Origin of the sequence: Mesorhizobium quangtriensis, assembly GCF_040081925.1 — a bacterium.
Classification (GTDB): domain Bacteria; phylum Pseudomonadota; class Alphaproteobacteria; order Rhizobiales; family Rhizobiaceae; genus Mesorhizobium_K; species Mesorhizobium_K quangtriensis.
The window spans coordinates 351,610-371,666 of the sequence record NZ_JBEBMF010000004.1; the positions used below are offsets into that span (position 1 = coordinate 351,610).

At 60.6% G+C, this 20,057-nt stretch carries 15 protein-coding genes and 1 pseudogene; 3 read left to right on the top strand and 13 right to left on the bottom strand.

The annotated features are described in order from the left end of the window. The first annotated feature begins 648 nt into the window (after positions 1-648). A complete protein-coding gene (locus ABMA32_RS21240; RefSeq protein ID WP_242220731.1) occupies positions 649-1,269 on the top strand; it encodes a peroxiredoxin in 621 nt (206 codons plus the stop codon). Next, positions 1,266-1,661, top strand: a complete 396-nt coding sequence (locus tag ABMA32_RS21245; RefSeq protein ID WP_050746378.1) for an ArsR/SmtB family transcription factor — start codon at positions 1,266-1,268, stop codon at positions 1,659-1,661. The genes ABMA32_RS21240 and ABMA32_RS21245 overlap by 4 nt, the downstream gene beginning before the upstream one ends. 140 nt (positions 1,662-1,801) lie before the next feature. On the opposite strand, the gene ABMA32_RS21250 is transcribed toward ABMA32_RS21245, so the two are convergent. The 6 genes from ABMA32_RS21250 to glgP form a co-directional block, all read right to left on the bottom strand. Further along, positions 1,802-2,143: a carboxymuconolactone decarboxylase family protein gene (locus tag ABMA32_RS21250; RefSeq protein ID WP_050746407.1), complete on the bottom strand. Its 342-nt coding sequence runs from the start codon at positions 2,141-2,143 to the stop codon at positions 1,802-1,804. Positions 2,144-2,216: 73 nt separating this feature from the next. Then, positions 2,217-2,996 carry a sulfite exporter TauE/SafE family protein gene (locus ABMA32_RS21255; protein ID WP_242220729.1) on the bottom strand — a complete coding sequence of 260 codons (780 nt, stop codon included), beginning with the start codon at positions 2,994-2,996 and terminating at the stop codon, positions 2,217-2,219. Between the two features lie 3 nt (positions 2,997-2,999). Continuing rightward, on the bottom strand, positions 3,000-3,428 hold the full coding sequence (locus ABMA32_RS21260) for a YeeE/YedE family protein (RefSeq protein ID WP_050746380.1): 429 nt from the start codon (positions 3,426-3,428) through the stop codon (positions 3,000-3,002). Beyond that, positions 3,425-3,844 (bottom strand): YeeE/YedE family protein, encoded by a 420-nt coding sequence (locus tag ABMA32_RS21265; protein WP_242223715.1) that lies wholly within the window; start codon positions 3,842-3,844, stop codon positions 3,425-3,427. The genes ABMA32_RS21260 and ABMA32_RS21265 overlap by 4 nt, the downstream gene beginning before the upstream one ends. Further along, positions 3,844-5,145, bottom strand: a complete 1,302-nt coding sequence (blh, locus tag ABMA32_RS21270; RefSeq protein ID WP_242220727.1) for a bifunctional sulfur transferase/dioxygenase Blh — start codon at positions 5,143-5,145, stop codon at positions 3,844-3,846. Before blh ends, ABMA32_RS21265 begins: the two co-directional genes overlap by 1 nt. 555 nt (positions 5,146-5,700) lie before the next feature. After that, a complete protein-coding gene (gene glgP, locus ABMA32_RS21275; RefSeq protein WP_242220725.1) occupies positions 5,701-8,205 on the bottom strand; it encodes an alpha-glucan family phosphorylase in 2,505 nt (834 codons plus the stop codon). Positions 8,206-8,865: 660 nt separating this feature from the next. Between glgP and ABMA32_RS21280 the strand changes: the two genes are divergently transcribed. Continuing rightward, positions 8,866-9,102: a DUF2934 domain-containing protein gene (locus ABMA32_RS21280; RefSeq protein ID WP_082342741.1), complete on the top strand. Its 237-nt coding sequence runs from the start codon at positions 8,866-8,868 to the stop codon at positions 9,100-9,102. Between the two features lie 277 nt (positions 9,103-9,379). Here ABMA32_RS21280 and ABMA32_RS21285 read toward each other — a convergent pair whose 3' ends face one another. The 7 genes and pseudogenes from ABMA32_RS21285 to ABMA32_RS21315 all read right to left on the bottom strand — a co-directional run bounded on the left by ABMA32_RS21285 (position 9,380) and on the right by ABMA32_RS21315 (position 20,047). Further along, entirely contained in the window at positions 9,380-9,940 is a 561-nt protein-coding gene (locus tag ABMA32_RS21285) for a DUF1269 domain-containing protein (protein WP_050746385.1), read from the bottom strand. A 90-nt stretch (positions 9,941-10,030) separates the two neighbouring features. Beyond that, positions 10,031-10,855: a universal stress protein gene (locus ABMA32_RS21290; protein WP_349015795.1), complete on the bottom strand. Its 825-nt coding sequence runs from the start codon at positions 10,853-10,855 to the stop codon at positions 10,031-10,033. A gap of 182 nt (positions 10,856-11,037) precedes the next feature. After that, positions 11,038-13,443, bottom strand: a pseudogene (locus tag ABMA32_RS21295) (phosphoketolase family protein); the annotation flags it as partial. Between the two features lie 110 nt (positions 13,444-13,553). Then, positions 13,554-14,855: an alpha/beta hydrolase gene (locus ABMA32_RS21300; RefSeq protein ID WP_242220718.1), complete on the bottom strand. Its 1,302-nt coding sequence runs from the start codon at positions 14,853-14,855 to the stop codon at positions 13,554-13,556. Then, complete coding sequence (locus ABMA32_RS21305) at positions 14,839-17,889, bottom strand: efflux RND transporter permease subunit (protein WP_349015796.1); 3,051 nt, start codon at positions 17,887-17,889, stop codon at positions 14,839-14,841. The genes ABMA32_RS21300 and ABMA32_RS21305 overlap by 17 nt, the downstream gene beginning before the upstream one ends. Further along, positions 17,886-18,866 carry an efflux RND transporter periplasmic adaptor subunit gene (locus tag ABMA32_RS21310; RefSeq protein WP_242220714.1) on the bottom strand — a complete coding sequence of 327 codons (981 nt, stop codon included), beginning with the start codon at positions 18,864-18,866 and terminating at the stop codon, positions 17,886-17,888. The genes ABMA32_RS21305 and ABMA32_RS21310 overlap by 4 nt, the downstream gene beginning before the upstream one ends. 107 nt (positions 18,867-18,973) lie before the next feature. Continuing rightward, positions 18,974-20,047 carry an efflux RND transporter periplasmic adaptor subunit gene (locus ABMA32_RS21315; protein ID WP_242220712.1) on the bottom strand — a complete coding sequence of 358 codons (1,074 nt, stop codon included), beginning with the start codon at positions 20,045-20,047 and terminating at the stop codon, positions 18,974-18,976. Positions 20,048-20,057 lie beyond the last annotated feature (10 nt).

Consider the following 20,057-nt stretch of genomic DNA (forward strand, 5'->3'; position numbering starts at 1 on the left):
GTGCCCTACGGGACGCTTCTTGCTGACAGCTTCGATGACGGCGCGTTGTCAGCAGATCGTAAGCGCTGACCTGCCACTAAGCTGTCATCCAGCGGCGATTAGAGCCTCGGCCGTTTCGCGAGGAAGGAATTTTCGGATATTGTGGCGTAATGCTTCTGCCCCACGATCTGGATGGGGACATAAGCCAGTGTCGCCACGACGCAATTTTTGCTGACATCTATAAAAATTGGCGTTGCAATCTCGGGACAAGCCGAAGGTCAGAATTTGGACCGACTGCAAGGCCAATAGAGCGTACTGGAAAGATGAAATGGAAGCTGACAATGAAGCCCAATTGAATTCTTACCGACAGCCGGGCATCAAACATCGCGCTTCTCTTTCCATCGAGGGACGCACGGATGCCGGGCAAGCAGTGGACTTCCAATATCTCATCATAGGGCCTCTGTCCGCTCAGGGCTCGAGATCAGATCGGAATGCCAAGGTCCTGAACGTTATCGTTCGTTCCCGAACTGCTGCGAACGGACAGCCATACCACCGTCAGGCGATCGCTATTTATCTGTTTATCAAATTGTGTAATTGTGTAATCGTATTGCATCAACCCGACGGGCGTGTGACAAACTCCGTCATGACGCTTTCGAGACCATGACTTCAATGAACGACGTATCGACCAGTATTTCCTCTCCCACTTTGCGAATGGGCGACGCCGCCCCGGATTTTGAAGCCCGATCCACCCAGGGCCCGGTTCGGCTTTCCGACTTCAAGGGCCGGTGGCTGGTCTTCTTCTCGCACCCGGCCGATTTCACGCCCGTCTGCACGACGGAGTTCGTTGCACTCGCTAAGGCGCATGACCGGTTCGCGGCTCTCGACTGTGCGCTGTTGGGACTATCGGTCGACAGTCTCTATGCGCATCTCGCCTGGAGCCGCGCCATCCGCGAGCTGTTCTCGGTCGACATTCCCTTCCCAGTCATCGAAGATCCCTCGATGCTCGTAGGCCGAGCCTACGGCATGATCGACGAAGCGTCTGAAGACAGCGCTGGCGTTCGGGCGAGCTATTTCATCAACCCAGAAGGCGTGATCCGGGCGATCACCCATTACCCTCTGACGATCGGGCGTTCGGTCGACGAGATGGTGCGGATGGTGGCGGCCTTGCAAGCCACCTATTCGGGCGAGAAGCTGGCGCCGGCCGACTGGCAGCCGGGCCAGCCACTGCTTCATCCCGGCGACGAAAAGGCTCAGGATGAAGCCGACTGGTTCTGTCGGAGGGATGGATGAAGACGCTCTGGCAATCGCGGGCGCAAGCGGATATCGCGGCCGACAAGCTTCGCAGGTTCGCTCAGCCGCAAAGATTGATGATCTTGTCCCTTCTGCTCGAAGGTGAAAAATCGGTCACCGAAATCGACATGGCGAGCGGGATCGGCCAGCCAGCACTCAGCCAGCAGCTCGCCGAACTCCGCAAGGCAGAACTCGTGACAACGCGCCGGCAGGCGAAGCAGGTTTATTACAGCCTCGCCGATGACACCGTCGTCTTGTGTGTGCGCAGCATCGAGGCGGTGTTCGGCGCCGGCGATCCTGAACAGGCGCTCTTGAGCATGGTCAAACCGGACGTCCGGCCGGAGCGAAGCGGGATCGTGCGGGGCGCGGCCAACTTCGTGCGAATACGTTGACCGGAAGGCATGCCTTAAACCACTCTTAAGTGTGCAGGCGGGGCACTCTCTCCGAGCATTGAATTGCCGCAGGAGCGCGTCACAACGGCAGAAAGGATACGCTACGATATCGCGCTTCTACAGGTCAATGAGATGCACAGCTACCCCGTGAGTTGATCGCAGGCTTCAAGAGCCTGGGCCGCGTACATGACCGACGGCCCCGCGCCCATATAGACGGCCATGGCCAAGGTCTCGCTGATCTGCTCACGGCTCGCGCCGGCTTTGACGGCACCTTCGGCATGATAGGCTATACAAGGCTGACACCGCGTCGCGACGCCAATGGCGAGTGCAATCAACTCCTTCGTCGTCTGGTCGAGCGCTTCGCCGCCATGGGCGGCCCGTGACATGTCGCTGAAGGCTTTCATAACATTGGGCGCATCCTGCCGGAGGGACTTTACGCCGCCATTCATATTCTCGATGAGTTTTTTCCAGTCTTCGATCATGGTCATCTCCTGTGTTCAAGCATATTGCTGCGCGGCTCCAAACCGTTGGAAGCCGCGAAAGTACGAAATGGACTCAAGTCGTGAAGGCGCCAGCGCTGCGATAGAGCACGTAGGCCGCGACGACAAAGATCAGGCCCGCAAAGATACGATTCAGCGTGTTCTTGCCCGTCGACAGGCGATTGGCGATCATCATGCCAGCAACGCCGCCGGCGAGCCCTCCTGCGATGAACTCGAAGGCAACGGGCCAATCGACGAGGCCGGAAGCGGCATAGTTGAGCGCCGTGGCGAGCCCGAAGCTACCGACCGCCAAAAGTGAAGAGCCGATCGCATTGATTATCGGCATGCCGGTTGCCAGAATGAGCGCGGGTACGATCAGGAAGCCGCCGCCGATCCCGAAGAAGCCAGATGCCGATCCGGCGACAAATGCGACGGCGGCCGTGGCGAGGCAGGTGCGCAGATCCGCAGGACGTTCCGGAGCGCTTCCTGGCTCACGCGGACGCAGCATGAGGATGCCGACGAGGACCATCAGCAGGCCAAACAAGAAAAGCAGCCGCTGACCGTCGACGAGTTTGCCGAGGGTCGAGCCGGCGAGCGCGCCGAGCGTACCGATGCCTGCGAAGATGATCGCACAGCGCCAGCGGACATTGCCGCTCTTCGCATGGCCGATGAGATTGGCGAAGGCGTTGACGGATACGGCGAGCGCGCTGGTTCCTATGGCAATATGCGGTTGGGTTACTCCGACCACGTAGAGCAGCAAAGGCGTCGCCAGGATCGAGCCACCACCCCCGACGAGACCGAGGGAGAAGCCGACGAGGCCGCCCGAAGCGAATGCCGGGCCGAGATTGGCAAGCATCGCTCACACCTTCCCGGCCAGAAATCGATCATGGGTGACCATTCCGATGAACATGGCGACGGCGAAGATCACTGCGGGCAGCAGACCAAGCGAGAGGGATGCGATTGCAGGACCGGGGCAGAAGCCGGCCAACCCCCAGCCGACGCCGAAGATCGATGAACCGATGATGAGCGGGCGGTCGATGCGGGTCTTGGTCGGCAGATGAAGCTGATCGTCGAACAGAGGCTTTTTGATCGCGAAGGCCATCCTGTAGCCGATGAAGGCGACGACGACGCCGGCGCCGAGAACGAAGATCAGGCTCGGGTCCCATGCACCGGTGACGTCGAGGAAAGCTTTCACCTTTGCGGGATTGAGGAGGCCGGAGATCGCGAGGCCGAGGCCGAACAGAAGACCGGCGGCAAGGCTCATCAGGATGCGCATGGCCGCTGTCATAGCCAGCCTCCGAGCCACATGACGAGCACGGTCAGGATCGCGGTCGCAAGGAAGGTCAGCACCGCCGTGAAGGACCGGGGAGACAGTCGTGCCAGTCCCGAGATGCCATGTCCGGAGGTGCAGCCGGAACCCATGCGCGTGCCGACGCCGACAAGCAGGCCGGCGACGATCAGCAACGGCCAGGACGCTGTCACGACCACCTGTGGCGCAGTGCCGAAGATGACGAGATAGGTCAGCGGACCGAGAAGAAGGCCGGCGACGAAGGCGATGTCATGACCCAAGCGCTCGCCACGATGGCCGAACAACCCGGCGACGATGCCGCTGATTCCGGCGATGCGGCCGTTGAGCAGCATGAGAAGACTGGCCGACAAGCCGATCAGCACGCCGCCGGCCAGGGGAGCGAAATAGGCGTCCATCACCAGACTGCCCCCTCGAGCACGTCCAGCGGGATCTTCAGGTAGCGCTTGCCGTTACCCTCTGGCTCGGGAAGCCGGCCGCCGTTGATGTTCACCTGCAGCGCATGCAGGATGAGCTTGGGCATCGGCAGGGTCGCGTCGCGCTCCTCGCGTAATTTGACGAAGCTTTCCTCCGTCTGGCCGGCGATATGCGGATTGGAGCGCTTCTGCTTGCCAATGGTGCTTTGCCACAACGGCTCGCGCCCACCGGGCTGATAGTCGTGGCCGGTGAAGACGCGGGTTTCGTCAGGAAGGGCGAGTATGTCCTGAATCGACTTCCAGAGCACTTTTGCGCTGCCGCCCGGGAAATCGGCGCGTGCAGTTCCGGAGTCCGGCATGAACAGCGTGTCATGGACGAAAGCGGCGTCGCCGATGACATAGGTGACCGAAGCAAGCGTGTGCCCTGGCGAGAACATCACTCTCGCCTCGGTCGTGCCGACCTTGAATGTGTCGCCTTCGGTGAAGAGCCGATCCCATTGGCTGCCGTCAGCCGGGAAGTCAGGCCAGTTGTAGAACGCCTTCCAGAGCTTCTGCACATCGACGACGTGCGCGCCGATCGCTGTCGGAGCGCCGGTCTTGTCCTTGAGGTAGCGGGCCGCGGAAAAGTGGTCGGCGTGCGGATGGGTGTCGAGGACCCACTCGACGGTAAGGCCCTTCTCCGCAATGTAGGCGAGAATCGTATCGGCCTGCTCGGTGCTGGTCGATCCTGACTTCTCGTCATAATCGAGCACCGGATCGATGATGGCGCATTTCTTCGTCGCGGGATCGTTGACGACATATTGAATGCTGCCGGTGCGCTTCTCGTAGAAGCCCTTGATCTCTGGCTTGCCGGTGTGTCGATGCGCGGCCAGCCAGTCGCGGGCACTGTCGGGCGCAATGCCGATCTCGCTGGCGACGGCAATCAATTCGTCGTCGCTGAGGCCCACGACGTCGGCGTCACCGGCCAGAACCCACATGTAGAAGGACCGGGCCCCGGATCGGCAGTGCGCAAGCACCGGACCGGCCGACACAACGATCGCCTCTGCGAAGCGTCGGACGTCTTCGGGCCGCATGTTGCTGCTCGTCACCGGGATGAAGACATAGTCGAGACCTGCCGCTCTCGCGGCGGCTTCCTCTGCCGCTGTCCCCGGCTGCGAAGCCTCTTCACCATCCGGCCGGTTGTTGATGATCGTCTTGAAACCGCGCCGGGCGAGCTCAACGAACTCTTCGGGTTGAAGCTGCCCTATGACGGAAACCTTCTCTGTGACCGGTATCGGTTTCATCGGGCGGCTCCTTGACACCTGCAAATACGAATTACACACTTACATAAAACCAGATATGTAATTCTGCAAGTGGGAGGAGCGCCTTGAATGGCCGTTCAGGATGTCCGAGCAGTTCAGGTGTCGGAGTTGAGGCGCGGGATCATTATCGTTGGTGAAGGGGCAGCAGCCGTCACGGCTGGGGCCGCGCTAAAACGACACGATGGAAGTCGATATCGACGCCAACGTAGTTGCCGGCATATCTGTGGCCGAACCTTTTTCGCGAGCTAAGTATCACTCCGCCTCTTCCGGCATCGCCCAGGAGCGGAACACCGATGCGTCCCTCACATCCGCCTTCGCGGCGCTTCTGTCTTGCCGGCGCTGGATGGTTTGCGAGGATGCATCATTTGGACGCACGAGCCTCTTTTTCGGCTTCCTGACTTCAACAATGAACTGGCCGGATTTGTCACTCTTCTTCGAAGATTTGGAACTGAACATCATCACATCTCCTCTTTTTGCGTCACTTGTTCGATATTTGCGTTGTCTTACGTGCGTATCGCGCCCATTGCCGACCCTTCCCTATCGCTGCCAGGCGATCCTTGTATCTTCCAGAGGCAGGAGGGCGAGCGGGTGGTGGGGGACGATGCGCGGCGTGAAGTCGGAGACCGGTCGGTTCGGGGGAATGGAGGCGCGGTATCGATAAGAGCCCTGACCCGAATCCTGTCCCGTCATCACCGCGGCGAACGCCTTTTCTCCCGCCGCCGGTTCGGCGTAGAGTTCCACTCTGACCATCTCCGGCGGCAGTTCGCCGAGATACACTTCAACGGAGAAAAAGCGGCTGTCTTCAGCCTCTTGCGTATTCACGGCACCGAAGCGCACATGCGGCCAGAGCCTGTTGAGGTCCTGTTTCCATCGCGCCAGTTCGCGCGCGACCTTGTCGCCTTCCGCCGTGCGCGCCTCATAGGCCACGGCGGCCGGAAGATAGAATTTCTCCGCATATTCCCGGACCGTGCGATTTGTCGAAAACCGTGGCGCGAGGCGGGCCATGCTTTCACGGATACGCTCGATCCAGCGAGTGGGAATGCCATCCTGATTGCGGTCGTAGAATTCGGGAACGATGACGTCCTCCAGGAGCGAATAGAGTGCATCCGCTTCCGCCTCGTCAACAGCCGGATCGTCTCCGTGCTCTTCGCCGTCGCCTATGGCCCACCCAACCTCGGGTTCATAGGCCTCCGCCCACCAGCCATCGAGTTCCGACAGATTGAGCCCGCCGTTGGCAAGGATTTTCATGCCGCTGGTGCCGCTGGCTTCCCAGGGCCGGCGCGGTGTGTTGATCCACACATCGACCCCTTGAACGAGCCATTCGGCCTGGCGCATGTTGTAGTCGCGCAGGAAGATGAGCCGGGATGCCAGCTCCGGCCGCTTGGCGAATTCGTTCCAGGCCTTGATCAACGCCTGGCCTTCGGCATCCTGGGGATGCGCCTTGCCGGCCAGCACGAGCTGGACCGGGTGCCGGGCATCGGTCAGGATGCGGGCCAGCCTGTCGGGATCGCGCAGCAGAAGAGCAGGACGTTTGTAGGTTGCGAAGCGGCGCGCAAATCCGAGGGTAAGAGCATGCGGATCGAAGATCCCACGGGCGGCGTCGAGCCCACCGCCGATCTCCGCGTCTTCCACGCGCTGGCGCAGATATTGCTTGCGAACCTGATCGCAAAGGTTTTGCCTCGATTCATTGCGCATTCGCCAGATTTGCTGGACGTCGAGCTTGAGGATGCCGGTTTCCAGCCCGGTCAGATCGCCACGCCAGCGATCCTTGCCGGCGGCTTCGGTCCACAGGGCGTCGGACTGAACCGAGTCCCATGTCGGAACATGTATGCCGTTCGTTACATGCCCGATGGGCACGTCGTCGGTCGGCCAACCAGGGAAGAGAGGTTGAAACAGCGACCGGCTGACCTTTCCGTGGAGCGCACTGACGGCGTTCACTGCGCCGCTCGCACGGATCGCGAGGTAAGCCATGTTGAACGGCTCAAGATCATCGTTGCGATCCCTCCTGCCGAGGGCCAGAAAGTCGGCGATGGCGATGCCGAGATGATTTTCGGCATAGGACCGGAAGTATTTTGTGATCAGTTCAGGAGCGAAGCGGTCGAAACCGGCTGCAACGGCGGTATGAGTGGTGAAAATATTGCCGACCCGTGTTGCTGCCAGAGCCTCGGCAAAAGATACGTCATGGTCGACCCGGAAGCAGCGGATGCGCTCCAGAGCAGCGAAGGCCGCATGCCCTTCATTCAAATGGCAGACCTGCGGTTCGAGCCCGAGTGTGCGGAGAAGCTGCCAACCGGCCATTCCCAATATCATTTCCTGCATCAGGCGTGTCTCGGGGCCGCCGCCATAAAGCTCGCTGGTGATGCATCGATACGTCGCGGGATTTGCGGGATCGTTCATGTCCAGCAGGTAAAGCTTCAGCCGTCCGATCTGGACTTCCCAGGTTCTGATCCAGAGCTTGCATCCGGGAAGGTCGATTTGCAGTCGCAACCATTCGCCATCGGCGGAACGCAACGGCTGGATTGGGAGCTGATCCGGCTCGTTGACCGGGTAGAGGGCTTCCTGGCTACCGTCCCGCCCTATCGATTGGCGGAAGTAGCCTTGTGAATAAAGCAAGCCCACCCCGACGACCGGCACGCCGAGATCGCTGGCGGTTTTCAGCTGATCTCCCGCCACGTTGCCCAGCCCGCCCGAATAGATCGGCAGGGCTTCGGTCAGCATGAACTCCAGGCTGAAATAGGCTGCGGTTTTCAGCGGCGAGGCTGGGTGTGCTTGTTGGAACCATCTCGATTCGTTTGCAGCCTCCCGCTTCTCCTTCAGCAATGCTTCGATAGTTTGCCTGAAATCGGACTGAGCAAGAAGAGCCCTTGTTTTGGAGCGCGAGACGGTGTGGAGAACACCCCATGGATTGCCCGTGGTTTCCCACGTTTCGGCATCGAGCTCCCTCCACAGCCGGTCGGAGGCGCGGTTCCAGGACCAATGCAGGTCGAGCGCCAGCTCCCGAAGGGCGAGCAACCCGCTTGTCTCTTCCGGCTGCCCGTCCATGCACTCCTCCGAAACTAGAAAAACTGAAAGCGAACTCTTCTGCGGATCTCAATATCCGTCCGTCTTAAAGCACCTTGAACTCTATAGATGGCTTTGTCATCAGTCGTTGACTAAAATCAATCAGAAAGCGCGGAGGGGATCGCGAGGGTAGCCACATGACGGCAGTCGCGTCCGTGGAAGGCCGAAATGTTCGGCGATCGTCGCTCATCTACGCGCTCATGGGCGAAGACATCCTCGAACAGTGATTCTTCCTATCACTGGGCACGAAATCCTTGTTCCGCTCCCACTGGTCGCCGCCAAGCGCATCACCACTGACAAAGATTCATATCGTTGGGCGCTTGGGGCCAAGGCTCCGCGACAGAAGTTATCATCGGCCGATGATTCCTGTTGTCATCGAGTGATGATTAATCTAAATTGCCGTCAAATAAGGATGTTGGCAATTTCCTGTGAAGACCTTTCCAACACCAGCTTGGCGGGGTTCCGATTTAGATTCTGTCACATCGATGACTTGCTCGAAGGGGCAGGCTAGCTCCCTTTTCCAATCGACCGGTGGGCGGTGGCGCAGATATTCCGAGAAAGTGGAGGCGCATGACCGGATATTGGCCTGCCTGATCCGTTACAACCGCAGTAACAATCCAAACACTTGAGGAAGAAGATCAGATGTCGGACATTGATGAGAACTGGATTCGCAATCGCGCACATGAGCTATGGGAAGCGGAAGGGTGCCCGAACGGAAAAGAACTCGACCACTGGTTTCAAGCCATGGATGAATATCTGTCTTTGGTCAAAACAGATGGAGAGAGCTCGCCCAGTGCCCCTGTCCCGGTTCAGGATACCGGTAGTGGGGAGGCGGCCGTCAAGAGACAGTCCAGATCGCCAGGAAAAACGCCGGAATAGGAAAACGGCTTCTTGAGGCGTGCACGCAGGCAGTCGGCGAACGGAGCCGCCCTTTCATCCAGACAGGTGATCGTGAGGTCTGCGCCGACAGCACGGACTGCCGTCGCGCAGCCGACAGCAATGGGCATCTCATTTGCTGGCAGACGACGAGCCCACGTTTCCCGCACAAATCGAAGACCGCCTCCATATCTCACCTACTCAGGAAGCGCATAGCATCGGTGGCTCTGCTCCTCGTTCGTCGCAATGATGATCACCGGGATCTGGCTCGCGGCGCTTGTTACAATCGACTATTGATGGCGTTCGCGGCGGGATCGGCACCCGAACCTGGCAAGCTTTCCGACAGCGCGATTTTCAGTTTCTCCTCCTGTTCTGGCGAAAGGGAGGTCTTGAGCACCCGGCCCCGCAAACCTTCAAACTCGGCCAGGACCTTCTCAGGCTGAACCTTCCGTACAAGAACGAACAGCGCAGAGGAATTGTTTGGAATGGTCTCACCCAGCGACCTGATGAAGGCATCATCGATCCCGTAGTCGGCAAGCGACCCGGACAGGGCGCCGAGACCGGCCCCGGTCAGGCCGCCGATTGCGATGCCGGCAAGAGGATTGAGGAACAGCAGGCCGACCAGGCCGCCCCACAGCGTACCCGACAGGAGACCTGATGTAGCGCCGAGAGCTGTCAGGTTGATGCTCTGCTTGAGATGGACCTTCCCGTCGCCGTCACGAACGACGATCACGGCGTCTTCCAGATCGACCAGATATTCCTTCTTCAGCGCAACGAGTTTGAGAAGCACCTTGTCGGCTTCATCAACCGTGTCAAAACCGATGACAACGAGATCGGACATTATTTTCTACTCCTCTGGTATAGTCTGTTTTTTTGAATACCGCCTTGAGCTCGAGTATCGGGCGAACTCGATCATGCCTGGTGGCAAGACTTATCGTGAAAGGAAGATCGGAACCTTCGGACTGGCTAACAGCGTGCGTGTAGCACTGCCGAAGACGAACTCGGTGATCCGCGATTGCCCATAGGCGCCCATCACAACCATCTCCGCCCTGAGGTCTTCCGCGTGGGCCAGAATAAGCTCGCCGGCATTGCCGCCTTCCAGGTGGTCGAGCGTCACTTTTATGCCGTGGCACGCAAGATGAAGAGAGATATCGCTGCCGGGGTCTTCTCCCAAAAGCCGCGCGACCTTGGGCTCGGGAACAACGACGACGTGCACGGCTCGAGCGGCAGCAAGGAAAGGCATGGAATCGGCGACGGCGCGGGCCGCTTCCCGGCTGGCATTCCAGCCAATGACGATGGTTTCGGGCAAACCGGTCTTTTGCCACGAAGGAGGCAGAAGGATCGACGGACGCCCGGATGCGAAGATGATATCTTCCGAAACCGTGAGAGCCGTTTCCGCGCGAGCGGGTTCCCGTCCGGTTCCGACTATCGCCAGAGAGGCATGACGAGCATGCAGCATCAGCGCCTCACCCGTTTCGCCGGAACATATCCTCAGTTCACACTGGACACCGGTTGCAGCCGTCACCTCCGCCAGGAGTGCGCGCAGCCGCTCGTTGGCCTCGTGCCTGCGTGCTTCGTAGGCGGCGAGCATGCTTTCAATCGCAGCCCCTCGGGCAAAGCCATGCGAGGGATTGGAGATTAAATCTTCTGGTACGAAAGCAACGATCACGTGCGCGTCCCATGAGCGCGCGAGATCTACAGCATAGTCGATATGGATCCGGCAGATCGAAACATCCGCCGTATCGATATAAACCACAATATCTTTTGGCCTATTCATTCCATCCTCATGCCGCCGGAAACAGAGCTAAACTAACGATCATCCCCCATGAGTCAACAACTGATGATCAATGGCGCTGTGAAAGCCGCCTGCATGGCGCTCAGATGCTGCTGAAGGCGGTCCATCGCAGACCCTTTGCCGATATCAGTCTCGAACCATCGTCAACCCGCCGTGCGTTTATAAGGCCACTTCCAGTCACGGATTTCCGGCATGTCCTCGCCGTGTTCATGCACATAGGCTTTATGTGCGGCGAGCCGCTCCCTCAGGCTTGCCACGAGGTCCGCAGCCTTGTCTTTCAGCGCCGGCAGGCGTTCGATTGCCTCTATCGCCAGATGGAAGCGATCGAGTTCGTTCATGACAGCCATATCGAAGGGCGTCGTCGTCGTGCCTTCCTCGATGAATCCCCGCACATGGACGTTGGGGTGATTGGTGCGTTTGTAGACCAGCCTGTGAATGAGATACGGGTAGCCGTGATAGGCGAACACCACCGGCCGGTCGCGTGTGAATATGCTATCGAACGCGTCGTCCGAGAAGCCGTGCGGGTGGTGCCGGGGCGATTGCAGCGCCATCAGATCGACGACGTTGACCACGCGGATGCGCAGGTGCGGCAGGAGCTGGCGCAATATGTCGACGGCGGCGAGCGTCTCCATCGTCGGAACGTCACCGGCGCAGGCCATCACGATATCCGGGTCGAGCCCCTCTTCCGTGCCGGCCCAGTCCCATATGCCGAGCCCTGCCTCGCAATGTTGCTCTGCCTCCTCCATGGTCAGCCATTGCGGCGCAGGCTGCTTGCCCGCCACGATGACGTTCACGCGATCCCAGGTCTTCAGGCAATGGTCTCCGACCCACAGGAGCGTATTGGCGTCGGGCGGCAGATAGATGCGGACGATTTCGGCGCTCTTGTTGGCGACCAGATCGACAAATCCGGGATCCTGATGGGAAAAGCCATTGTGATCCTGACGCCAGACGTGGGAGGTAAGCAGGTAAGTGAGCGACGAGATCGGCTTGCGCCATTCGAGATCGCGCGAAACCTTCAGCCATTTGGCGTGCTGACTGAACATCGAATCGACGATGTGAATGAAGGCTTCGTAGCAGGAAAAGAAGCCGTGCCTGCCGGTGAGCAGGTAGCCTTCGAGCCACCCCTGGCAGAGATGCTCGCTCAGCACCTCCATCACCCGACCGTCGGGTGACAGATGATCGTCGCTCTCCAATGTTTCGGCCATCCAGACCCTGTCGGTGGCTTCGAACACACTCTGAAGCCGGTTCGAAGCGGTCTCATCCGGCCCGAAGACACGAAAATTCCGCTCACTCTCGTTGAGACGCAGAACGTCCCTCAAATAGTCGCCGAGAACCTTGGTCGCCTGTGCTTCAGCAGCACCCGGGCTCGATACCGGCACCGCATATTGCCGAAAGTCTGGTGTATGCAGTTCCTTACGCAGCAAGCCGCCATTCGCATGCGGATTTGCGCCCATGCGGCGCGCACCCCGTGGCGCGAGGGCTTTCAGGTCCGGCTTGAGCGCTCCGTTCTCGTCGAAGAGATCAGCCGGATCATAGCTTCTGAGCCAGTCTTCGAGAATTGTGCGGTGGCCCTCGTCCTCACGGCAATTTGCGACCGGGACCTGGTGGGACCGCCAATGATTTTCGACCATCTTGCCGTCGACGACTTTCGGCCCGGTCCAGCCCTTCGGGCTGCGCAGGATGATCATCGGCCAGCGCGGCCGCGCTGCTGACACCAGGGCCTGCTTGCGGATTTCAGTCAGCCGGTCGAAGACGGTGTCGAGTGCGTCCGCCATCTGGCGGTGCATCTCGGCAGGCTCGCTGCCCTCGACGAAAAGCGGCTCATAACCGTAACCGATGAAGAGGTGCTCGAGTTCGGCATCGGACAGCCGGGCAAGCACGGTTGGATTGGCGATCTTGTAGCCGTTGAGGTGCAGGATCGGCAGCACCGCGCCATCGCGCGCCGGATTGATGAATTTGTTCGAATGCCACGCCGCCGCGATCGGACCGGTTTCGGCCTCGCCATCGCCCACCACGCAAGCTACGACCAGATCGGGGTTGTCCAGCGCCGCCCCATAGGCATGCGCGACGGCGTATCCGAGTTCGCCACCTTCATGGATGGAACCCGGCGTTTCAGGTGCGACATGGCTTGGAATGCCGCCCGGAAACGAGAACTGCCGAAACAACCGTTTCATGCCCGTCCCGTCCTGGCCGACCTCCGGATAAATCTCGGAATAGGTGCCTTCCAGCCATGTATTGGCCACCATGCCCGGGCCGCCATGGCCAGGCCCGCAGATGTAGAGGATATTCTCGTCGCGCTCGGTGATGATCCTGTTGAGATGCGCGTAGATGAAGTTCAGGCCCGGTGTCGTGCCCCAGTGACCGAGAAGCCTGGGTTTGACGTGTTCTGGCTTTAGAGGCTCTTTCAGCAACGGATTGTCGAGGAGATAAATCTGGCCGACGGACAGGTAGTTGGCCGCTCGCCAATACCGGTCGATCAGTGAAAGATGTCCGGTATCAAGCGCCATATTTGCCTCCTGGTGTGAACTTTTTCTCCGTGCATTCTTCCTTTAACGGCGGCAAAGTTGCGGGTCAACACTTGATGACTAAAGCGATATGGCTGCTGGTCCAGTTTCTAGTTTGAAGATCGCAAACGGGTTCGGCTAATCACGTCAAAACCTCAGTAGGCGATCTGGCCGTCAATAAGTGCAGCCGGTTTTCCATAAAATTCCTGCCGCAACATCTTGCGTGCCTCGGGGCTGACCACCGACATTGGCGCCGCGACGACGGTCCTGGCTGCGGATCCGGCCAGATTGACCGTGCCGATTGCGGCAAGACCGACATGATCGGCCAGCGTCACCTGACCACCCTCCAGGGACTGGCCGGCGAGACGTTTGCCGAGGAGCGATATGATCTCAGGGCTGTCGGCAAAGGCGTTGTGACCGAGCGCGTCGTTGGACCCGGCGGCGCTCGTGTCGATCACCGTGATCCCGAGTTGCTTGAGCATGCCGGCATAAGGGGTGGTGTCGACGCTGCCGACCCGGCTGACACCCCCTGAGATCCGCTGCGACACCTGCAAGGCCCGGTCGCGGGTTGAGGCGAAGATCGTGAACTGCGGTCGCTTAGGTCCCATCTCGATCAACTGCCGTCGGAACACATCGACATCGATATCCGGCGATGCCAGAACCACATTGCGGACTTTTACCGGTATCGCTTGTTCGCGCATGGCGACCCCGCGCAGAGCCTCCGTCGTCAACCAGCTTCCCATGGAATGGGCAAGGATGGTGATGTCGCCGACGTCAGGGCTTGAAGACGCCTGAATAATCAGATCCTCGAGCGCCCTGCGCGAATAATTGGTGCTTTCCTTGTCGTAGATATAGCCGAAGACGCTGGCGCGGGAGGGCCAGGTGAACAGGATGGGGGCAGCGTCCGTTCCCGCGTCATGGGCGATTTGCGCGAAACGAAAGACCGCATCGGCATAGGTGTTGTTGAAACCGTGCACGAAGATAATCACCTGCCGCTTCGCGTTCCGGTTCTTGCGAAACCAGCCGAGCGCTTGCTGTTCGGAGGCGACTTTCTCGACCTTCAGCACGGCAAACTCTTTCTCGGGATCCGCAGGCACGCGCTTTGGCCATTGGACCTCGCCAACCTTCCTCCTTGCGTCCGGCGGTATGGAAACGGTGAGGTTGTTGAGCGAGATCGCCGTGCCGCGCTCGCCGGAATAGAGCCGGCCGGGATCGTCGGCGGGCTTTCGGGTGGTCGCGACCAGCATGTCGACACGGCTTGTATCGTTGCTCGTAAGGGCAACGGGCTGAAGGACATTTTCAGGGCGTCCCGCGCAGCCCGCGAGCAATGACAGTACAAGCGGGAGCGCCAGGACGCGCCGCCAGGCAAAGGCGTTGAGGGGGCGGGCTTGCCGCACATCAAGGATATCCAGCTGCAGAGGTCGCCGCGGCGGCGCGAGTTCACTTGCTTTCGACATCGCGCGGGATCCTGAACCAGGTCACATAGAGGGCGGGAAGGAACAGCAGGGTCAGGACGGTTCCTACGACGATGCCGCCCATCATGGCGTAGGCCATCGGCCCCCAGAACACCTCATGCGAGATCGGGATCAGCGCCAGGGTTGCCGCCGCAGCCGTTAGCATGATCGGTCGCATGCGGTGTTCGGTTGCCTCCACGACGGCTTTCCAGGGCGGCGTTCCGGCCTTGCGCAGGTCTTCTATCTGGACGATCAGGATCACCGAGTTGCGGATCAGGATGCCGATCAGGGCGAGAACGCCGAGGATCGCGACGAAGCCAAGCGGCGCACGGCTCAGCACCAGAGCGCCGACAACCCCGATCAAGGCAAGCGGCGCGACCGAGAACACCAGGAACAATCGGTGGAAGCTTTGAAGCTGGGTCATCAGGAGCGTCGTCATGACGAAGATCATGACCGGGACCACCTTGATAATCGGCGCCTGCGATTTGGCGCTTTCTTCCACCGTCCCGCCGACCGCGACATCGTATCCCGGCGGAAGCGACGCTTTCAGTTCGTCGATCTTCGATCCAAGTTGCCCGACGACCGTCGCAGGCTGGGTGCTGTCGTTGATGCCGGCCTTGATCGTGATCGTGGGGATGCGGTTGCGCCGCCAGATCGTCGGTTGTTCGAGATCGTAGTCGAAGCGGGCGACGGACGAGAGCGGGATGGCCTTGCCGCTGCTTGTCGGAAGCTGCAGGTCGACGAGGCCGTCGATCGAGGCCCGCTCGGCCGCCTGGGCACGCCCGACGACATTGATCAGGTAGATCGCGTCGCGCACCTGGGTTACGGTCGCGCCCTGGACGACGCCGTTGAGAGCGGTCGCGATGTCTTCAGACGAGACGCCGAGTTGGCGCGCCTTGTCCTGGAGAACATCGACCTTGACGACGCGCGCCGGCTCGTTCCAGTCGAAGACGAGCCCGGTCAATGACGGGTGCGACATGACGATGCCCGCCGTTTTCTGCGCGAGTTCGCGGACTTTCTGGATGTCTGGACCGGAGATGCGGTACTGGACGGGTCGTCCGACCGGCGGTCCGATATCCAGGACCTTCACGAAAGCGTCGGTGCCTGGAAAGGTCTTATGAAGATAGGCCTGCAGGTCGGTTTTCAGACGGTCGCGAGCCTCAAGCCCCTTTGTGACGATGACCATCTGGCCGAAGGTCGGATCGTCAGGCTGGACATCGAACGTCAGAACGAAGCGCGGCGCTCCGCGACCGACAAAGCTCGACCAGTGATCGATGTCGGTGTTCCCGACAAGCTTTTCACGCTCGAAGACGGCCATCTGCCGATTTGTTTCAGCAATGGAGCTGTTCTGCGGCAGGTTCCAGTCGACGATCAGTTCCGGACGATCCGACGTGGGAAAGAACTGCTGCTGGACAAGCGACATGCCGGCGACGGACAGGCCGAACGCGGCGATCGTCACGATGATGGTGGTCCTGCGGAAACGCAGGCAGAGTTGAAGCAGCCAGGAGAAGACGGCGCCGAAGCGGCTCTTGTGCTCGGCGTGTTTCTTCATCGTCTTCGGCAGGATCGTCACGCCGAGTAGCGGCGTGAACAGGACGGCGACGATCCAGGACACGGTCAGCGAGACCGCGAGCACGACGAAGAGCGTGAACGTGAACTCGCCGGCATTGCTGTTGTTGAAGCCGATCGGCAGAAAGCCCGCGACGGTGACAAGCGTGCCGGTGAGCATCGGGAAGGCGGTCGAAGTGTAGACGTAGGTTGCGGCTTTTCGCAATGTGTCGCCCGCCTCGAGCCGGGCAACCATCATCTCGACGGCGATCATCGCGTCGTCGACCAGAAGGCCGAGAGCGATGATGAGGGCGCCGAGCGAGATGCGTTGCAGGGAAATGCCTGAATACTGCATCACCATGAAGGTGATGGCGAGCACGAGCGGAATGGAGATCGCGACGACCAACCCGGCGCGTAGGCCAAGACTGATGAAGCTGATGGCGAGCACGATTGCGACGGCCTCGAACAGCGCCTTGGTGAAACCTGAAACGGCCTGGTCGACCACCGCGGGCTGATCGGACACATGATCGACGGACACTCCAAGAGGGAGGTCCTGGACAATACGGGTCATCATCGTGTCGAGCGCGGCGCCGAACTCCAGCAGATTGCCGCCGGTCTTCATGCCGATCGCCAGCCCGATCGCCGGCTTGCCGTTGAAGCGGAACAGTGAGGATGGAGGATCGACATACCCGCGCGTCACGGTTGCGACGTCGGTCAGCGGAAAGAAGCGGTCGTTGATGCGCAGATTGATGGCGCGCAGGCTCTCTTCGGAGATGAAACGTCCGCCGACGCGCAATGCAACCCGTTCCGGCCCCGCCTGGACGATACCGGACTGTGTGACGGCGTTTTGTTCCCTGAGTGTCTCGACGATGTCGGATTGATTGATGCCGAGGGCTGCGATCTTGCGCGGGGAGAATTCGAGATAGATCACTTCGTCCTGCGCACCGATGATGTCGACCTTGCCGACATTGGGCACGGCCAGCACGCTGGTGCGGGCGTCCTCGACCAGATCGCGCAATTGTCTCTGGTTGAGGTTTTCAGCGGTGAAGGCGAAGATGTTTCCATAGACGTCGCCGAACTGGTCGTTGAAAAACGGTCCGACGACACCGGCGGGAAATTGCTGCTGGATATCGCCGATCATGTTGCGAACGCGCTGCCAGGTGGGCTGAATTTCCCTCGCTTTTGTGGTCGGAAGCAAGTCGACGAATATCGTCGTTCTGCCGGCCGTCGTGAGACTGCGCGTCCGGTCCAGGCTGTCGAGTTCCTGGAGCTTCTTTTCGATGCGGTCGCTGATCTGCTCTGCGACCTCTTCAGCCGACGCGCCGGGCCATTGCGCCTGGATCACCATCGTCTTGATGGTGAAGGAGGGATCCTCCTCCCGTCCCAGGCTGAGATAGGCGTACATTCCGGCGATCGAAAAGGCGATCATGAAGTACCAGACGAAGGAGCGGTGTTCGAGCGCCCAGTCGGAAAGATTAAAGTTTTTCACCGGTGCATCTCCTGTCCAAGTCTGGTTTTCTGTCCCTCCTGAAGTTGGTCGCCACCGGCAACAACGACCTTTTCGCCAGTGTCGAGTCCCCTGTTAACCCTGACCTGGGAGCTGCCCGCTTCGCTTGCCTCGAGCCCGACCGGTCGACGTGAGACGGTGAGCGTCGCCTCATCGATGACCCACACGTCCGCGGCGCCATCCCTGAAGGTGATCGCGGAGCGGGGAAGGACGATGGCGCTGTCGCCGGCCCCGTTGGAGAAGGCGGCGGTCACCACCGAGCCGAAGCGGAAGACGGCGGGAGCCTCGTCCACGGCAATCTTCACCCTGTGGGTGCGGGTTTCGGCATCGGCTTGCGGGGCGATCTCGCGGATCGATCCGGAGGTACGCAGCCGCCCGTCGAGCTGGAGCGCCACATCGACGCGGTTTGCCGAGCGGATCTGCGCGAGCTGCCCCTCGGACACGTCGATCACGACATCGCGCTGATCGAGACGCGCAAGCTTCAGGACTGCCTGGCCGGCCGTCGTCGTCTGTCCGACTTCCACGGAGGTCGAGGTAATGACGCCGTCGAACTCGGCCTTCAGCTCCGCGTAGCCAAGTTGTTCCCTCGCCTTGGCGAGATTCGCCTCGGCTTTCGTCATGTTTGCCTGCGCTGATTTGAGGCCCTGCTCGGCAAGTTCGAGATCGGCGGAGCTTGCACTGTTGGTGGAGACGAGCACGCGCTTGCGCCGCTCGGTGATCGTCGCGTTCTCGAGTTGCGCGCTGGCGTTGCGCAGCTCGGCCTGGGCGCCGGTGACGGCAAGCTGCAGCGCAAGCGGATCGATCAGTGCGAGCACGTCTCCCTTTTTGACGACGTCGCCTGCCTCGACCTTTCTCGCAATGACGCGGCCCAGCGTGCGGAAAGCGAGTTCGGTCTCGACGCGCGGCTGTATGACGCCGGCGAAGCTCAAGGTGCCGGCCCGTTCCGGCGTGGCCGTCATCCAGATCACCGGTCTTGGCACAACATCCTGTGGGGCATCAGAACGGGATACTGAGGGCGACAGGATCGCCGCTGCGCCAAGAAGCACAATAGCTGGAAGGAGCCGCCTCATCGACTAGCCTCCCAGGCGACTGTCTGGCCCGGCCGCAGGAACTTTCCGCCTTCGGCGACGACGAGCTCGCTCGCAGAAACACCTTCGGCGATCGAGAATTCACCGGTCCGGTAGTCCGCAACGGTGACCGGCCGCAACTCGACGGCGCGGGTCTGTGCATTGACGATCCAGACGGCAGGCTTGCCATCGGTGGACGTCATCGCGCTCCAGGGCAAGGTGATGGCTGCGACAGACGGCGTTCGGAAGCGGCCGACGACGGGCGTTCCCAGCGACCAGGCAACATCGGGCGCAAGCGCCATCTTGACCCGGATCGTTCCGGTGGTGGTGTCGATGACGGGGGCGATCTCGCGAAGTGCTGCGGTGACGCCGCCGTCGGGATCGGAAACTGGCGCGATCGTCGCCTTGTCGGCTGGCTGGCCGGACAGGAAAAAGGCCTCGAAGACATCGAACCACGCCTCGCGCGGCCCGTCATGGGCGAGCGTGAAGGCAGGCTGTGCGGCGGACACGACCTGGCCGACTTCGATGTTACGGGCGATGATGATCCCGTCCGCGTCGGCCTTGAGCTCAGTGTGGGAGAGTGCGTCCTGCACGATCGCCAGCGATGCCTGGGCAGATTCCAATGTGCCCTGCGCCGTCGCCAGTTCTTCCTTCGCCTGATCGTAGGTCGCCTGGGCGATTGCGCGCGATTCCACGAGCGCTGCATAACGCTGGTAGGCGAGCGTCTTTTGATTGAGTGTCGCCTGTGCCGCCACGAGGCCGGCTTGCGCCGATAAAACGTCAGCGCGTTGCTCCGTGTCGTCGATGCGCGCCAGCACATCTCCGGCACTGACACGGGAGCCGACATCTGCCCGCCTGTCCACCACCTTCCCGGCTGCCCTGAAGGCAAGATCCGTCTGGATACGGGCGCGCACCTCACCGGTGACGTCAGCGCCGCGCTGCTGCTCACGCACGGCGGCTTTAATCACCCGGATCGATTGGGGGGAAGGCTCTGCCGTCCTGGCACCATCGTCGCATGCGACGAGCAACATGCCGGTCAGGCAGATACCGAACAGTCGGGTCAGGCCGATCAATCGGCGCCAG

Coding starts and splice junctions, on each gene's coding strand:
- ABMA32_RS21240 (WP_242220731.1), top strand. CDS start 649: ATGAACGACGTATCGACCAGTATTTCCTCTCCCACTTTGCGAATGGGC.
- ABMA32_RS21245 (WP_050746378.1), top strand. CDS start 1,266: ATGAAGACGCTCTGGCAATCGCGGGCGCAAGCGGATATCGCGGCCGAC.
- ABMA32_RS21250 (WP_050746407.1), bottom strand. CDS start 2,143: ATGATCGAAGACTGGAAAAAACTCATCGAGAATATGAATGGCGGCGTA.
- ABMA32_RS21255 (WP_242220729.1), bottom strand. CDS start 2,996: ATGCTTGCCAATCTCGGCCCGGCATTCGCTTCGGGCGGCCTCGTCGGC.
- ABMA32_RS21260 (WP_050746380.1), bottom strand. CDS start 3,428: ATGACAGCGGCCATGCGCATCCTGATGAGCCTTGCCGCCGGTCTTCTG.
- ABMA32_RS21265 (WP_242223715.1), bottom strand. CDS start 3,844: ATGGACGCCTATTTCGCTCCCCTGGCCGGCGGCGTGCTGATCGGCTTG.
- blh (WP_242220727.1), bottom strand. CDS start 5,145: ATGAAACCGATACCGGTCACAGAGAAGGTTTCCGTCATAGGGCAGCTT.
- glgP (WP_242220725.1), bottom strand. CDS start 8,205: ATGGACGGGCAGCCGGAAGAGACAAGCGGGTTGCTCGCCCTTCGGGAG.
- ABMA32_RS21280 (WP_082342741.1), top strand. CDS start 8,866: ATGTCGGACATTGATGAGAACTGGATTCGCAATCGCGCACATGAGCTA.
- ABMA32_RS21285 (WP_050746385.1), bottom strand. CDS start 9,940: ATGTCCGATCTCGTTGTCATCGGTTTTGACACGGTTGATGAAGCCGAC.
- ABMA32_RS21300 (WP_242220718.1), bottom strand. CDS start 14,855: ATGTCGAAAGCAAGTGAACTCGCGCCGCCGCGGCGACCTCTGCAGCTG.
- ABMA32_RS21310 (WP_242220714.1), bottom strand. CDS start 18,866: ATGACGGCCACGCCGGAACGGGCCGGCACCTTGAGCTTCGCCGGCGTC.